The organism is Enterococcus sp. LJL51 (genome assembly GCF_054871795.1).
In genome coordinates, this window is the sequence record NZ_JBTXLW010000004.1 from 64,008 (window position 1) to 79,859 (window position 15,852).

The window sequence follows — 15,852 nt, forward strand, 5'->3', positions numbered from 1 at the left end:
GATTGACTGTTTTTAAACCTTGAAAGTCCGCAGTTTGACTAGTTTTAGTTCTTCAAATATTTTTCTGTCGAGTCAAATTTATAGCGTTCTAGCCTGCTTCATGCCAAAAAAAGCTTCCGAAAAATGATGATTCGGAAACTCTAAAGGAGTGATTTTCTATCAATCAGTTAGACAGCTAAGCAGCATTGTATTTTTTCAGTTTGTTATCTAGGATAGTTACTGCCTTCTGGCGATTTTCCCACATCGAGTCTGTATAGGTATCTAAGGTCAGTTTAATTGATGTATGACCTAAAAGCTTGCTAAGAGTGGCAATATCAACACCTGCCTCTACACAACGGGTCGCGAAGGTATGTCTTAGTACATGAAAATTAACTGACTCCAGACCAGCTTTTTTCAACAGCCGCTTAAATCTGTAATTAATTACCCGAGGTTCAGCAAAGCTGTCTTTACAAGAAACAACATAGATTGATAACGATTGCTTTTTTTTATTCAATAGATAGCGTTTCAAATTTTTTGCCAAAGGAATAGCTCTTATGGAGCTGCCTGTTTTCGGCTGACTAATAATGACCTTGGTTTTGCTTGTCTCACCATCGGAAATCATTATTCTCTGCAGCGTTCGCTTCACTGAAATTATATTATTGTCAAAATCAATATCTTCCCAGCGGAGTGCACTGATTTCACCAATCCGCATCCCTGTCGCTAAAGAGAGAAGAACTGCAGAGCATTCTGCCTCTTTCCACGCTGCTTCCTCAAGCAGACTTTGCTGCTTGCTGGTCAAAGCAGAAACAGCTTTCTTTTGTGTTCTCGGTAAAATAATCCCTAAGCAGGGATCTTTCCTTAGGTAGCCGTCAACGAAGGCTTTGTGGAGGGCTGATTTCAATATATTAACGATAGAATGAATCGTTTTTGCTGAAAATTTTAATGAAATTAAATAATGAATGAATGCTTCTATCGTTGAGGTATTTAGCTCCACTAGCTTGATTTCCCCCATAAAGGGGAATATATGCTTATCCAGCTTGTTACGGTAGTTTGAATACGTAGAGGGTTTGATTTTTTTTGCAGTTAGATAATCCAGCCAATAGTTCAGCCATTCTTTCACAGTCCCTTTATAAAGAATTATATCTTCATCTATATAAGTGTATTCTGCTTTTTTTATCGACAGTTTTTTTCTCAACTCGCCGTATTTTTTTGCATATACATAACCAAAAGTAATTTTCCCCTGATGATCTCTGGCTTTGATATATCGTCCTTCCCAGCGTCCATCCTTACGTTTATATATATTTTCTCCTCTTCTCGCCACAATATACACTCCTCATACAATATTTACCAATTCAATTAACTTCCTATTGATTACTCCTTTTTACCATATTAAGTGTTTCTGCTTCCCACGATACTGAAACTTTTTGATCTTGTCTTTGAAAAAACAAATTTATTATAAAAATATACGTTTTTTATACTGTTTCTCTATAGACAAAACTCAGGTTTTAAGTCGTTCCACACAAGACATTTTTATTTAAACATACCACTTAATCCTCCCATCTTATACGCTTTACTCCTTTATATAATTTATCCTATCTCATTATTATAATTATTTTTTAAAATAAAAAAAACAAGAACTAGTCAAGTTATTTTTTTGAAAAAAATAGCAGGCCGCTTCACTCCAAGAGAATGACACGGTCTGCCGTCAAGCAAATAACTATTCTATTATATTTTTGCTGAGTAAGAGACTGATTCCTAAGAAGATGACACCTGTCAAAAATAGAACCACCACTTCAATCCAGGTTCCTTCTGCAAATGAGAATAAACGGAATATTCCCAGTAGTTCTGCTTTCCCCATCAAATTATAGAGATAATATAAAAACGCCACCATTAAACCAGCGATAGGCTGACGGGTTATTCTATAAACCAATGCGGATAATCCGCCAAGAAAGAGCATCACTGCTAGTCCCCTTACTAGAAAATAAGTAAAAGGAAACGTACTGCTGCCGGCCTTCATAATAAGCAACAGGGAAACCAGCAACAATAAGCCGTACATGATTTCAACGAAAAGTCGAATCAGTACAATCCAGCTGTAGGAGGTTCTTTTGGACCGAATGACGCTTAAAGCCGCATAATCAGTATCTGGAATGTATAAGGGAAGCATCATTAGCATACCGATAAGAGAGAAGCAATATTCAACAACCTTTGCACTGCGGTACACATCCAAATTTTCCATTCCTGCAGCCATAGGTAAAAACAAGAGACTAACAGCCCCGCCAATCATATAGGTAAAATAATGGCAGCGGACAAATACTACAGCTGTTTTAAATGCTTTTTCCAAGGATTCGTCCTCCCTTGCGTTTATAATCAAAAACAAGAATGGTTACTCCGAGAAAAATGATTCCTAATCCGGCATAGAATAAACGATTCCAGATAAGCTCTTGAACAATCTGTTCAAAAACTTCCGGCAGTCCTACCGTATTAAAACGAGGGATTAGCTTCCAGCCTACACTACCGTTCAGTGTATCTGTGCTGGAAAATAGAGCGAAAAACCAAAAAATGATTTGAACAGCGATTGCCGTAATACCGCCAAATAGCTCAGTCATTAAAAAGCCAAGTCCTGTCACAAAAAGAATCGTCGGCAAAGTCCAGCCAATAATATATTGGTAAAACAGCAGCAAACTGCCGGTAGCATTCAATTTATCTGCAATCACTAAGGATTGTACTGCCGGCATCAGACTAATTAGCAGTACAGGAATCAGCAAAAGCAATACCGTACTACTATACCGGCAGCCGACAAGCCGGATTGAAGCAACTAATCTAGAGTAAATAATTGGAGCAGCCTTTGCCCGTCTATCTCTCAATGCTACAGTTGCTGCCAAAAATACCGGAACAATTGCTAAAATAATGCCCAGATAATCACAGACCATCCGTGCATAGGCACCGGTTACCTTGTCCTTTTCTACAATTTTCCGGTACTGCTTACGCGCTTGTTCATAAGTCATCGGTTCTTCTGCATCATTCATATAGCTATTCTTTTCATAAGCAGAACCCTTTCCGATAAACCCACTAACTTCTTGCATGTCCTCCTCAAACTGGGAAAAAGCATGACCTTTGACTAACGGGAAGGTGTAAGAGCTGTTTTCCATGACTGCCTCCCCCGGATTACTTTGTGCTGCGGCCTCTATTTGGGCTGTATAGTCTGCGGCTAGCTCTTCGATTGTTTTTCCAGCTGCTTTTTCAAGTATCGTTCTGATAGTCTGTTCTTCTTTACTATCAAGCTTTACTTCTTTATAGAAACCGAAAGGATAGGCTTGATAGCTCTCTGCCTGATATTCCAGAAATAGAGCTCTGTATGCCTGCTGCTGAATAAGCTCTTTGTTTTCTGTACGAATCATCCCATAAGAACCGTCTTCTCCCGGCTTTGGTTCTTGAATTACCCGCAAGCTCATCCCTATTTGGGTCATAATGAAACCAAAAATCACACCTATAACCAGCCAATAGGTCAGGCTTTTGGCTGTCAGCTTAAGCTCTTTTCCTAATAACTTAATACTCATGGCTGAACACCTGCCCTCTGCTGCAAAATATAAAGGTAGGCATCTTCCAGCGTAGGCGGAACTGCTAGCAGCAAGGGATGCGCCATAATCTTCTCCCGCTCATTTCCAATAAAACGAACTTCAATATTGGCCCCTTCCTGATAAAGATTGATAACCTGGACCTGCTGCTTAATTGCATTAAGCTCTGTTCTTGGAATCCGAACAGTAAAAATATGATTTTCGGCCGTTTCCAACAATTCTGATACAGTACCGGTATAAGTTACCTTCCCTTGATCAATAATAGCCAAATTTTCTGCTACAGCTTCAATATCACTGGCGATATGTGTGGAGAGGATAACAATTCGTTCCGCTGCAATTTCAGCTAATAAATTTCTAAAACGAATCCTTTCTTCCGGGTCTAAGCCAGCTGTTGGTTCATCTACTACCAGTATTTGCGGATCATTCAGCAGCGCCTGAGCAATCCCCAGTCTGCGTTTCATCCCGCCGGACATGGCTTTGACCTTTAGCCTGCGATGAACAGTCAGGTTTACCTGTTCAAGTACAGCCTCTATTCTTTTTTTTCGGACAGGAGTAGCCATATCTGATAAAACGCCTAAATAATCCAGGGCCTCATACGCAGTCAGATTTTGATACATGGAAAAATCCTGCGGCAAATAACCAATTATCGATCGAATTTCTTTTTGCCGTTCAATCGGTATTTCATTCATCGTTATGCTGCCGGATTTGCAGGGAAGCAGTGTTACCAGTGTTTTCATCAGCGTTGACTTACCAGCTCCATTTCTTCCCAGCAAGCCAAACATGCCCTTTTCAATCGTTAGATTCACCGAATGAAGAATTTGCTTCTTCCCATAATATTGATTAAGTCCTTCAATTTTAATACTCATAATTTATCTACGCTCCTTTATTTTCTATTGTTAATAATAGAAAATAAATATCTATAAATTCACTACATGGTATTAAATGCAGCAGATATGACTGCACCGCCGTTAACGCCATTTGACAAGCGAAGAATGCCTCCGTGTTTTTTAGTCAGCGTCTTACAGATAGTCAGCCCCATCCCGAAATGTTCCTGCTTATCTTTTGAATAGTAGGGGGTTGCAGCGTGCTGGATATCTTCTTTTGAAAAGCCTGCTCCATCATCCTGTACAAACAGGTATAAAAAGTCTGCATCAAACTGTATTGTTAGACTTACTATATTTTTTGCAAACCGGTCGGCGTTTGTCAGCAGATTCTCAACAACCTGCATAATCAAGGGAAGATCACAATTAATTTTTTCAGGGAATTGGCTGGAAACTATTAAGCGAAATTCTTTTGTTACTATAGCATTACCAGTTTCCTGAATCGTTTGAATCATTGTTTGTGTATGCTGCTGCCGCTTATTCAAATCTATTTCATCCAGCTTTTGAATCTCCTGCATGGTAAAGGTAAAGTCATTAAGACGCTGGACATTACGCCCAATCTTATCCAAAGAGTCATTCAATGCTTGCTCCGTCAATGTTCCAAGCGGATGGAATTTACGAATCAGCTCCACATTGCTCTGAATAACTGCCAAAGGTGTTCGAACATCATGAGCGAATATTGAATTAAGCTGGCGCTGCTCCTCGTGTGTTCGTATAATCTGCTGCTGGTCCTGAATCAGCTGTACTCTCATCTGATCCAGGCCTGAACAAATCCTTTCAAACTCATCGCCGCTTTTATAGTAGCAGGCGATCGACAAATCTTTACGGCTGATTCCCTCAATCGTTTCATTCATAATAATTAACGGCTGTAGAATTTTGTCCTTGTAAAACTTTCTGCTAATCCAGACAATCGCCAATACAGCATACAGAATAACTGAAAAATGACGAATCAGCTGCAAAATAGTGACTGGCACTACCAGCTGCTGAGGAATCCCGGCATTATGGGAATAAAAAATCATTTCAATATAGCTGTCCATAGAATCTGCTTCATCCAGCAGCAGTTTTTCCCACCCCACACAAATACTAACTGTAACCATATAGGCAAAAACAGCCAGAATAATTCCTGTGAAAATATAAAGGCTCAAGCTGGCTGTCAGTTTTTTATTTGTCAGACGGATTCTCTGAAGCTGCTCATCTAACCAATCCATTTATAGCCCAGCCCCCAAACCGTTTCTATTATTTCTTCCGGATACACCTTTCCTATTTTTGCCCGAATCCGCCGAATATGCTCTGTTATAATGCCGCTGTCGCCTTCTTTATCAAAGCCCCATAAATGTTCATAAATTTGTTCTTTGCTGAATACCTTGCCTTTTCGAAGAGACAGGTACGCAGCGATTTCAAATTCTGTTCTAGTTAAAGGAATTATTTGATTCCGGCAGCGAATCTCTTTTCGCTGATACAGAACAGCTAATTGTCCAAAATAAGCAACCGATTCCTCTCTGCCTCCTCGTGCTTCCCGCCGCAAATGAGCTTGTATTCTTAGTCCTAGCTCCTCCATACTAAACGGCTTCAGCAGATAATCATCCCCTCCGGCAACCAATCCTTCCATCCGACTGGTTTGGTCTACTCTGGCTGAAAGGAAGATAATCGGAACATGGATAACCTCCCGGACAGCTCTGCAAAAATCCAACCCATCCATTTCCGGCATATTGACATCAAGGAGAATTAAATCTGGTTTCTTATTAAGAAGCTGCAGTCCTTCTGCACCATTGCCAGCTGTGTAAACCAGATAACCAGACAACTCAAAATAACGCTTCAAGGTTTCTACTAAATCTATTTCATCATCGATGATTAGAAGCTTTTGCTTCATACGCCCACCTCTTTTTCTTATTGCTGCACATATCTCCTATTATACTGGTCATTTCCCTATACTTTCACTATAAACATGAAAGAAAAGTAAAATTACTGATAGCTAACTTTAGGTATTTCTTTGTCAGCCGCTTTAGCAAATGCTTACAATCCCTTAATGGATATGATAGACTGAAATTATTCAACAAAGAAGAGCGAAACGGTGGATACGCTATGACTGGCAGTTCACAGTATCCATTTCATATAAGAATAAATTTATGATAAATGAGGTGTACAATCCTTGAAACGACAAGAGTTACAAGCTATTTATCCAAACGCCAGCTGGCACACACATCCCGCTGACAATCAAAAATATCTTTCTTTTCCAGATAAAGACGGTTTTCTTTGGATTGAAAAAGAAAAACTAACTGAAAATGAACAAGCCCTATTGAAGCTTTTAACAGCTGAAGCATCTATTGATTTAAATACAGAAAGTCTCTGGTATCAGTTTCTCTTTCAAAAAAAAGATTACAGCAAAACCGGACGTTTTCGGATTATTCAAATTCAAATCCAGTCTCCTGAGGAATTTCAGGCTGATATCTGGAAGGAACATGTTGAAGGAATTTTTTCTAACACTGAAGACTTTTTCTTTTTAACGCCTAATCAGGCCATATTAGTAGAAAAACAAACAAAATACGCGCTTTCAAAAGAAGAACTTGAAGGAATTTTTCTTACCTTAGATGATGACTTCAGCACGCTCAGCCGTTTATTTATTGGACAATTTCACGAGAGCTCAAAAGAATTTCCAAAGCTTTTTGAAGAAGAGCAGGAGATATTTAGAGAAGAGGTTCGGCTAGTTAAACGGAAAAAGGTTTTTGGAATTTCAGATGTTGCCCTTCACTATTTTACAAAAGAGGCATTGGCCAAAAGTGCTCTGACTCAATCGATGAAGGAAGAATGGCATATTGACGAAGAGATGAAGGAGATTATTCAGGCTCTCTGGACAAATCAGGGGAATCTCAGTTCAACAGCCAAAGAATTGTTTATGCACCGTAACACCCTTCAATATCGTCTGGAGAAATTCCAGGAACAAACTGGGATGAATTTAAAAAATACGGATGAGTTAATTCTCTGCTTCCTGCTGCTAAACGACTAGCGCAGATCAGAGGGTTAAGAGCAGACCTGAATGCCGTTAATTCGGTTTTAGAATAGAGAGAGACTGGACTTTAGTAGGTTCCCGTCTCTCTTTTATTTTTCGTCCATGAGGAATATTCCAGTAGTTTATAGCCCTTTATTCCCTTCGTTTTTTGCGCCAAACTATTGTCCTGAAAAACGCTTTCGGCAATATGCCGAAATTTCAGATTGTTTCTTGGGCAAAATACCATTGTTGCAAGACACCGCTTTCATATATACTGAACTCATCAAAATAAGAGAAAAGAGGAACTGTAATGGTAGAAATCGCTTTAAAACACGTTCATAAAAAATATGACAATGCTGAAAAATATTCAGTAACGGACTTTAATTTAGATATCGCTGACCGCGAATTTATTGTATTTGTTGGTCCTTCCGGCTGTGGAAAATCAACAACTCTTCGTATGATTGCCGGACTGGAAGATATTACTGAAGGCGACTTGGTTATTGGCGATAAGGTAATGAATGATGTTGCACCAAAAGACCGTGACATTGCCATGGTTTTCCAGAACTATGCCTTATATCCCCATATGACTGTTTTTGATAATATGGCTTTTGGTTTGAAGCTGCGTAAATATGATAAGGAAGAAATCAGAAAGCGTGTGGAAAATGCTGCAGACATTTTAGGTTTGACAGAATATTTGAAACGTAAACCAGCTGCCTTATCTGGTGGTCAGCGTCAGCGTGTGGCATTGGGACGTGCCATCGTTCGTGATGCAAAAGTCTTCCTGATGGATGAACCACTATCAAACTTAGATGCAAAATTACGTGTTGCCATGCGTGCAGAAATCGCTAAGCTTCACCGCCGTTTAGAAACTACAACTATCTATGTAACCCATGACCAAACCGAAGCGATGACGATGGCAGATAGAATTGTCATTATGAAAGATGGCTTTGTACAGCAAATTGGTTCTCCTAAAGAGGTTTATGACACACCGAATAATGTCTTTGTCGCTGGATTTATCGGTTCTCCAGCTATGAACTTCTTCAACGTAACACTAAATAATGGTGTTATCAGTGATGGTAAAGACTTTAATTTGACACTTCCAGAAGGTCAAAATAAAATGCTTGTTCAAAAAGGCTACGAAGGAAAAGAAGTTGTCTTTGGGATTCGTCCGGAAGATATCCACAGCGAACCAATTGCTTTGGAGGCTGCTCCTGAAACTGTTGTCCGCTCAGAAATCGTTGTATCCGAGCTTCTAGGTGCAGAAACAATGCTGTATACAAAAGTTGGTAATCATGAATTTGTATCCAAAGTTGATGCGCGTGAACTGCACACCCCAGGTGAAATGATTAATCTGGCATTCAACCTTAATAAGAGTCATTTCTTTGATAAATCAACAGAAGAAGTGATTAAATTACCATAGTAAAATTAAAAAAGGGTGTGATATTTGTCAATTTGACAGTGTCACACCCTTTTATGATTGATAGATTCTACAAGAATTTGGCGTCCGTCTAGTAGAAAAGCCTTTATGTCATCCACCATTGAAATTTCAGCATGACAATACCCATGGAAGTATAAAACTATTCTCAGCTGCATTTCTAGACTGGTGCTAATTTATAACAGTAATTTTCTTCAGCAGCTTTTCTATTCGCTTTTTTTGTGCAGTGGTAAGCTCCGGCTTCCTTTTTTCTAAAACGTCAATAAATAGATGCTTATTATGGCTAGATATACAGAGAGCTACTCTCTCACTATGCTGTGCCACTTCTTTCGGACGACAGGTCGATAAATGAGTGAGCAGCAAAGGAAACAGCTCTTTCTCATATTCTTTGTTCACCTTACACAGCTTAGCAAAAACGGATATGCTGTTATCAACAGTAATTACACTGCCATTTTCATAGGCATACAGGACTTTATCAATTTGTTGGTGGATAGCCTCTGCCTTCTCCTCGGCTATAGTAGCAAGTGCGGTCATAGCTCCCCAAACCAAACGATTATTTTTGCTAGCCAAGCAATCTAATAACTCAGATACGTAGGCTGTAATTAACGATGGATTTTGCTCACCGACTTCATACAAAACCTTGATACAATCATTTGCAATGGCCTTTTTCTGCTTCAATCCCTGAACGATTTCAAAAATTCCCTTATCATCCTGATTCTGCACTAATAGCTTTGCTACCTCTACATTTTGAGTTTCGGTCTGTTGATTCAAATTCGATGCTAATTTTTCTATATACATAGTAACCGCCTTTCTACTATTTAATGTATTCTAAGTCAGTAAATTATTGGAAATAGATAAGATAAATAACATTAAATTAATGATTTTTCTATCTCATACGTTCAATGCAGATGCTCTAATCACATCAGGGTGCTCAGCTCTTCTATTGCACTTTGCGTTCCAAAAGGACGTACTGTGACTTATCCTCAATAAATTCACCCCAGTAGCGTTCAGTCACTTTGCCGCTTTGAATAAAAACACCTACACTTGCGGCTCCTCGACGATAGAGCTCTTCCATGATTTCATGAGCAATCCCCAGGCCAACACCTAAATGACTATTTAACACGCCCAAATATGAGAGAATATAGCGCTTCGCTTTTTTCTTTGTCCGCAGAAAGCGAAAGAGCTTGACTGGCGTCATCCTGCCATAGAAGGAATTACCATAATCAGGGATACCGATAAAGAATGCAACCGGCTGTCCTTTATAATAAGCCATTTTTACCATCGATAAATCTAAAACGATTTTGTACCTCGCAAAATAGGCCTGAAAATCTTCTTGAGAAATCTCCTTGAACACTGGAAAATCAGCATACAGCTCAATCAGCAGCTGATAGACCTCGCCAATTACCTGCTCCCACTCCTGTTTTCTCGGCGAAACAATCTGATACCCCTGCTTTATCAGCCGTTGATTGGCACGCAGGTAAGAGCTGGGCTGCTGATTTTTCATCATAGCAGGATAGCTATTTGAAACATACCTCTCCGTAATTTCAAATTGATTCTCCAAAAAGTAATCCAGATAATACGCATGATGATAAGGTTCTGTGATGTAGGGGGCCCGTTCAAAGTGGTTTGTTTTTAACCGGTAGCGAACCCAAAAGGAGCAGTCGACAGGTCCGACAAGCTTTTTTAAGCCTTCTGCTGCAGCTGTTTCAGCTGCCCAATCGAATAGCTGCCGGCTGCAGCTCTTATCTTCTATTGTTTCAAAAAAACCTAAGTACCCAGTGTGGTCATTGGGGTAGATAGTCAAGACACAACGACCGCAGACATTTCCTTGTTTGTCATAAACCAGAAGCTTCCGCAACCGGAAATAGCTGCTTAAAAGATGTGTGCCGCTTAGTAAAGCCTGTTCTTCCTCCATGTCCTGCGTCAGCTGAGCTGATGTGTAGATTTTCTTAGGCAAAGATAGAAAGTCAGTAATTTTTTCTGCTTCAGAATCAAACTCAATTAGCTGATACATTTTCTTTTCCTCCCACTAGAATCTCCCCAGTATTTCCATTCAAGGTGACTAAATCGCCAGTTTTCAGCTGACTGACTGCGTTCTTTACACCAACAACTGACGGAATCTTTAATTCTCTTGAAATAATGGCTGTATGAGAAAGAAGAGAGCCTTTTTCTGCAATAACTCCAGCTGCTTTAGCTAATAAGAAAACCCAGCCAGGATCTGTCATCTTCGTCACTAGAATTTTTCCTTCGCTGTTTGAAACCTCATGAGGGTTTTCTATAACAAGAACCTCAGCAGTTATAATCCCCTCCGAACAGGGGATTCCCCTCAAATCATCTGTTCCATCATCAATCCTTACAGAATTAATCGTCTGTGGATACTTATTAAATTCCTGTTTAGCGTATATTAATCGTGTATATGCAGGCAGCTGCTTAAACTGCTGATACTCCCGTTTCCGCTTCTCAATCCGCTCAAGAAAATTAATTTTCGGTGCTTCTTCTCTGTTTACTTCTTCAAGTTCTTCAATTGTCAGATAGAAAATATCTTCCGGCTGTTTTAAGAGACCTGTATCACTCAAGTTATGGCCCATAACTGTAAATAAGCTGCGCACCATGCCGTATAAACGGCTTCGATTCAGACGGGATATTTCCCGATTTTTTATTCCCAGCATTGCTTTGCTGCTCAGCCGTTCCAGCTTTTTTTGCTGTCGCTGACTAGTCTTCTTTTCTGCTAACAGCCGCACTGCTGTTGCTTCCGATTCTGTCAGTTTTCCCAGTAGCTTTTCTAGTATTTCAGGATTGGCTGCATAGCTCTGCAGCTCCTGAAACAGCTTGAGCGGCTTGGCTCTAAATGTGCCTGTTTCCAGCTTCAGCTCCTCCGGCGAGCGGTCGCCATATAGCTGAATGTATTCTTTAACTGCCAGAAACATTGATGTTTGAGGATTTTTCAAACCAGTTTCAGCCTGATCAGCTGTTTGTATTGAAAATAGCTCTTCGGTTTGTCCACTGTCCACAAGCTTTTGAGCAAGATGCAGAAGCGCCAGCACCGGCTTCATACTTTCCAAATCTGTAATACCGGAAATAAACTCGTTCGTCTGCTGTTCATAATTCTCACTGTTCAGCTTTTTCAACTGACGCTTAAGCAAACCTGTATAAACAAACGCATATAAATCATTCAACAATGTAATATCCCAATCTGCAAGCACCTGATCCTTGATTTCCTGATACAGTACAAAAATTTCCTGATTCGTTAGCTTTGTATGAAATCTGTTCTGAAATAATTCTTCAATTTCAATAAAGGAGCAATTCAATGCAGCCATCCCTTTGGGGATTTTTACTGCTTCACGTACAACCTGGAAATAGGTTCTCAGCCGTTTGTGCAGCGGCATAGCCACCAATCCTTGTGACGGCGCCTCCTCCGTAATTCCCAGCATTTCCTCCCATACCGGAATAATTCTACGGGACATAGGTAAGAAGCTAAGCAGCGTATACCAATTATTGAGCCTGTAATAGACACGGCCATTTACACTTGCCAACATTTCTTCAAAGATATTTTCATAGGCAGCCACAAAACGCCGGTCTGGAACACAGCGCAAAGCCAATCCGCGAAACACACCGAAATAAGCCTGTTTAATAAAAGAAAAGGTTAACGGCAATGTGATTCCCGGATAACTCTCGACAATATTGCTGTTGTCTAATACTATTGGGAAGTCTTTTCCGAATGTTGTAATCGGACGAAGCTGCAGCAGATAAAATTGTTGATTAGAGCAAGTAAATTCTATATCCAGCTCCTGCCCCATTGTTTTTTTTAGTTCCTGCCCAAGCATAATTAATTCTTGAACAGCTGCTTCCTCCAGAAGGGGACCTTCTGCCTGCTGTTCATAATAATACAGCTGATCTGTCGTTTGATAGTAATAGCTAGTTGTATCCACACGATCTTCGACCACTAGATTTCCGGTCCCTTTTCCTACAACGAGTACTGATTCATTCAGCAATCCCTGCGGATTTGCCGTAAACAAAATACCAGAATATTCTCCCGGCACCATCACCTGAATGATGACGTTTACTGAAAAAATCATTGCTTCCAGCTGATAGGCTCTCTCCCTCATATAGCTGAGTACATTTGGCTGAAACTGAGAAACAATACATTGAACGACTGCCTCCGGAATCTCCTGTTCAGCAAGTGAAAGGAAGGAAGCAAACTGACCGGCAAAGGAATCCTCTGTTCCATCTTCTATCATGCCGGATGAACGAACTGCAAATAGAGACTCACCTGGAAAGCGTTTAGAAATCAATTTCGGTAGGTCGTCTAGAATAGCAGTTTCTGACAGCGCTTCTCGAACAATATCCTGAAGCTGTCTACTCGTCTCTTGTAGTGAAGCTGCCGATTCATAATCTATACAGCCAATCAGTCTGCGAATTTTTTCAAATGTTTTTTCCGTGATGCTCTTTTGAAACAGTTCAGCTGAAAGACAACATAAATCGGGTACTCTGTAGCCCATCTTCTGGAGCTGAAAAAGACGTGCAGCTTTTCCGCCAACCTGATGCTCCTGATAGTTTTGATAATCAATTAACATACTCATAAGCGGCCCAGTAGAAGATATCCGATTACTACAAGTATCATCATCGTTTCCAGAATATACGTATAACGCTCTACCTTATCCACAATTTTAAATTGCGTCGGATCAGCAGAGAATTTCCGGCATTGAAGAGTAAACCATAATAAGTTGCCCAGAATCAACAAAACAGCAAAACGGTTTAAGCGATAGGTCAGCAGAATATTCGTTACCACATCTACTGCTGTCAAAATCAGTACAAAACGTGTCGCCTTTTTATAGCCAAAGATTCTTGAATACGTGACATACTCCGTCTCATCCTTTGGCGCACGAATCTTTCTGGAGATTTCCCAAATAAGTGCTGGAAAATATAAAGTAAGCAAAACTAGAAAACTCGTCCAGGAAACCAAAGGCAAGTCATATTTGTAGCAGGTAAAAGAAATAATGTATGCATTCATCACCAGCTGGACAGGATTGTGAGTGACAAGAGCCAGCAGTAAATTTGGCTGAATCTTGCTCTTTTGAAAGAACCAGAGCGACATCAGGGTGCCGTAAATAAACAAGAACGCAAAAAACGGCAGATTGTTCATCCAGATGATGTTGCTGACAACCGCAATAACAATCACTACTACAGCAACCTTGATTAAATCCTGTTTATATACCCTTCCCGACGGCAGCGCCCGATGAGGGAACAGCCTCTGATCAGTTTCATAATCCTTGAAGTCATCAGCAATTCTTAAAATCATTAGAAAAATAAAAATTGTTAGACTGCCGACAATTTCGCCCATGCCAATGGCCAACTGTTCGACCTTTACACCATAGTTCAGCAGCAATAAAAAATAAATCTCGAAAAACATGATAACCCCGACAAATAATCTGGGAATCAGCGGGAACATTTCTTTATAATACGTATTTAATCTAGATAACATTTTTCCCAACTCCAATCTTTTCACCTAATTTTACGGTACATTCTACTCCTCTTTGTGTCCATTGCCATAGCTCCGAATCAACCGTTATCTGTCCTTCTTTGAACAAAAGAATAATTGTTGAGCCGCCATAGCTGAAATAACCTTTTTCTTCCCCGCGGGAAAAGTTTTTTTTCGAATGATTCGTTATGCGCCCAACCAAAAGGGCACCAACCTCTACTTGAACAACCTCGCCAAAATTCTCTGTCGCCAGTACTGTCCATACCCGACTGTTCTCAGCATATACTTCATGAGCAGCTAAGGAGATGGGACTAACTGTGTGCAGCCGCCCTTTGACCTTTTGACTTTCCTTCGTCCGTCCTTCATCGATATAGCAGTAGCGGTGATAATCAGTTACTGTTAGACGAAAAACCAGACAACAGCCCTTGCGGTATTTTTCAGCCAATTGGTCATTTTTCAGCAACGACTGTACCGAATACTGACTATTTTTTACTGTAAATGTCAAATCATCAGTAATAGGATACGCCATTAATCGGGCATCTGCCGGCGCACAAAGCTCTGCCGGCTGTGGGCTGAAGCCTCTAGCTTCCGGTTTGATCCGCCGTGTAAAAAAAGCATCGAAATTTGGATAGTCTTCTTCCTGAAACTCACTCATATCAATTTGGTAGCGTTCAATAAATGGCAGAATTTTCTTTTTTGAACGACGGCTTTTTACCGAAAACGCATAGAATCTTGAGAACAACGGTGTTGAGATAAACAGCTTTAGCAAAATTCGACCGGAAAGTGTCCCGTATAAAAACTTTAGCAGCCCCGCCTGATATTGTCTTTCCTCACGAAGCTGTTTATGCTGTCGGTCATAAATTTGGATTTTATCGCCAGCATTCATGATACAGCGCCTCTAAAGGTTAGAATAAAATACGAAACAAGCACCGCCAACACAGCAAAAAATATATACGCTGCTCCTCGCGGCTTTGGAATTTTTACGTCCAAGACAAATAGAACACCAACACACAAGAACGCCAGAGAACACAGCATATCTCGCAAATCAGGCATAAGCCAACTGCTGATTAACCAAACAAGTGGAAAAATTAGTGCACTGTACGTAACAGGCAGTCCTTGAAAGAAGCTAGGTCTTTCAGTCTCAGAGGCAGTCTTTGCCATTACGTTAAAATGCGCCAGCCGGGTAATTGCTGCTAATGAATAGAAACCAAAAAGAGGAATATGCCACCAAGCATTCAGCCCTGCCATATAAAATAAAACGATAGGAAAGGCCGCAAAATTAATCATATCCCCCAACGAATCAATTTCAACACCAAAGCTTTTTTCATACTCATTTCTTTTAAAGATTGCTGCAAAGCGCCCGTCAAACAAATCACAGATTCCCGCAGCAATCAGGCAAATCAAACTATACTGAATCGCTCCCTTGATTGCCTGAACCATACCAACGATAGATAAAATAATTCCAATATAAGTAATTAACACCGTCTTATTATAACTTCCAATCAACATTGTGTGAT

Annotated in this window: 14 protein-coding genes; 2 read left to right on the plus strand and 12 right to left on the minus strand. The window is 40.2% G+C overall.

From position 1 onward, the window contains the following. Positions 1-175: 175 nt before the first annotated feature. From ACYSNQ_RS05630 to ACYSNQ_RS05655, 6 genes are all read right to left on the minus strand, one after another. Positions 176-1,300 carry a tyrosine-type recombinase/integrase gene (locus tag ACYSNQ_RS05630; RefSeq protein ID WP_426081873.1) on the minus strand — a complete coding sequence of 375 codons (1,125 nt, stop codon included), beginning with the start codon at positions 1,298-1,300 and terminating at the stop codon, positions 176-178. Between the two features lie 396 nt (positions 1,301-1,696). Continuing rightward, positions 1,697-2,320, minus strand: coding sequence for a hypothetical protein (locus ACYSNQ_RS05635; protein ID WP_426081874.1), 624 nt, complete (start codon positions 2,318-2,320; stop codon positions 1,697-1,699). Beyond that, positions 2,304-3,536: an ABC transporter permease gene (locus tag ACYSNQ_RS05640; protein WP_426081875.1), complete on the minus strand. Its 1,233-nt coding sequence runs from the start codon at positions 3,534-3,536 to the stop codon at positions 2,304-2,306. The genes ACYSNQ_RS05635 and ACYSNQ_RS05640 overlap by 17 nt, the downstream gene beginning before the upstream one ends. Beyond that, positions 3,533-4,420, minus strand: coding sequence for an ABC transporter ATP-binding protein (locus tag ACYSNQ_RS05645; protein ID WP_426081876.1), 888 nt, complete (start codon positions 4,418-4,420; stop codon positions 3,533-3,535). The genes ACYSNQ_RS05640 and ACYSNQ_RS05645 overlap by 4 nt, the downstream gene beginning before the upstream one ends. A 62-nt stretch (positions 4,421-4,482) precedes the next feature. Continuing rightward, a complete protein-coding gene (locus tag ACYSNQ_RS05650; RefSeq protein WP_426081877.1) occupies positions 4,483-5,643 on the minus strand; it encodes a sensor histidine kinase in 1,161 nt (386 codons plus the stop codon). Then, positions 5,631-6,305, minus strand: a complete 675-nt coding sequence (locus tag ACYSNQ_RS05655) for a response regulator transcription factor (protein ID WP_426081878.1) — start codon at positions 6,303-6,305, stop codon at positions 5,631-5,633. Before ACYSNQ_RS05655 ends, ACYSNQ_RS05650 begins: the two co-directional genes overlap by 13 nt. A 279-nt stretch (positions 6,306-6,584) precedes the next feature. Here ACYSNQ_RS05655 and ACYSNQ_RS05660 point away from each other — a divergent pair, with 279 nt between their 5' ends. Together ACYSNQ_RS05660 and ACYSNQ_RS05665 are read left to right on the plus strand one after the other, a co-directional pair. Continuing rightward, on the plus strand, positions 6,585-7,439 hold the full coding sequence (locus ACYSNQ_RS05660; protein ID WP_426081879.1) for a helix-turn-helix domain-containing protein: 855 nt from the start codon (positions 6,585-6,587) through the stop codon (positions 7,437-7,439). Between the two features lie 292 nt (positions 7,440-7,731). Further along, on the plus strand, positions 7,732-8,841 hold the full coding sequence (locus ACYSNQ_RS05665; protein ID WP_426081880.1) for an ABC transporter ATP-binding protein: 1,110 nt from the start codon (positions 7,732-7,734) through the stop codon (positions 8,839-8,841). 186 nt (positions 8,842-9,027) lie between these two features. Here ACYSNQ_RS05665 and ACYSNQ_RS05670 read toward each other — a convergent pair whose 3' ends face one another. From ACYSNQ_RS05670 to ACYSNQ_RS05695, 6 genes are all read right to left on the minus strand, one after another. Continuing rightward, the gene (locus tag ACYSNQ_RS05670) at positions 9,028-9,654 is read right to left on the minus strand and encodes a hypothetical protein (RefSeq protein WP_426081881.1); all 627 of its coding nucleotides are present in this window, start codon (positions 9,652-9,654) and stop codon (positions 9,028-9,030) included. Between the two features lie 142 nt (positions 9,655-9,796). Next, the gene (locus tag ACYSNQ_RS05675) at positions 9,797-10,870 is read right to left on the minus strand and encodes a hypothetical protein (protein ID WP_426081882.1); all 1,074 of its coding nucleotides are present in this window, start codon (positions 10,868-10,870) and stop codon (positions 9,797-9,799) included. Beyond that, entirely contained in the window at positions 10,854-13,436 is a 2,583-nt protein-coding gene (locus ACYSNQ_RS05680; RefSeq protein WP_426081883.1) for a phosphoenolpyruvate synthase, read from the minus strand. The genes ACYSNQ_RS05675 and ACYSNQ_RS05680 overlap by 17 nt, the downstream gene beginning before the upstream one ends. Continuing rightward, positions 13,433-14,338, minus strand: coding sequence for a UbiA prenyltransferase family protein (locus ACYSNQ_RS05685; RefSeq protein ID WP_426081884.1), 906 nt, complete (start codon positions 14,336-14,338; stop codon positions 13,433-13,435). Before ACYSNQ_RS05685 ends, ACYSNQ_RS05680 begins: the two co-directional genes overlap by 4 nt. Beyond that, positions 14,328-15,221, minus strand: a complete 894-nt coding sequence (locus ACYSNQ_RS05690) for a phosphatidylserine decarboxylase (RefSeq protein WP_426081885.1) — start codon at positions 15,219-15,221, stop codon at positions 14,328-14,330. The genes ACYSNQ_RS05685 and ACYSNQ_RS05690 overlap by 11 nt, the downstream gene beginning before the upstream one ends. Continuing rightward, positions 15,218-15,844, minus strand: coding sequence for a CDP-alcohol phosphatidyltransferase family protein (locus ACYSNQ_RS05695; RefSeq protein WP_426081886.1), 627 nt, complete (start codon positions 15,842-15,844; stop codon positions 15,218-15,220). The genes ACYSNQ_RS05690 and ACYSNQ_RS05695 overlap by 4 nt, the downstream gene beginning before the upstream one ends. Positions 15,845-15,852: the final 8 nt, after the last annotated feature.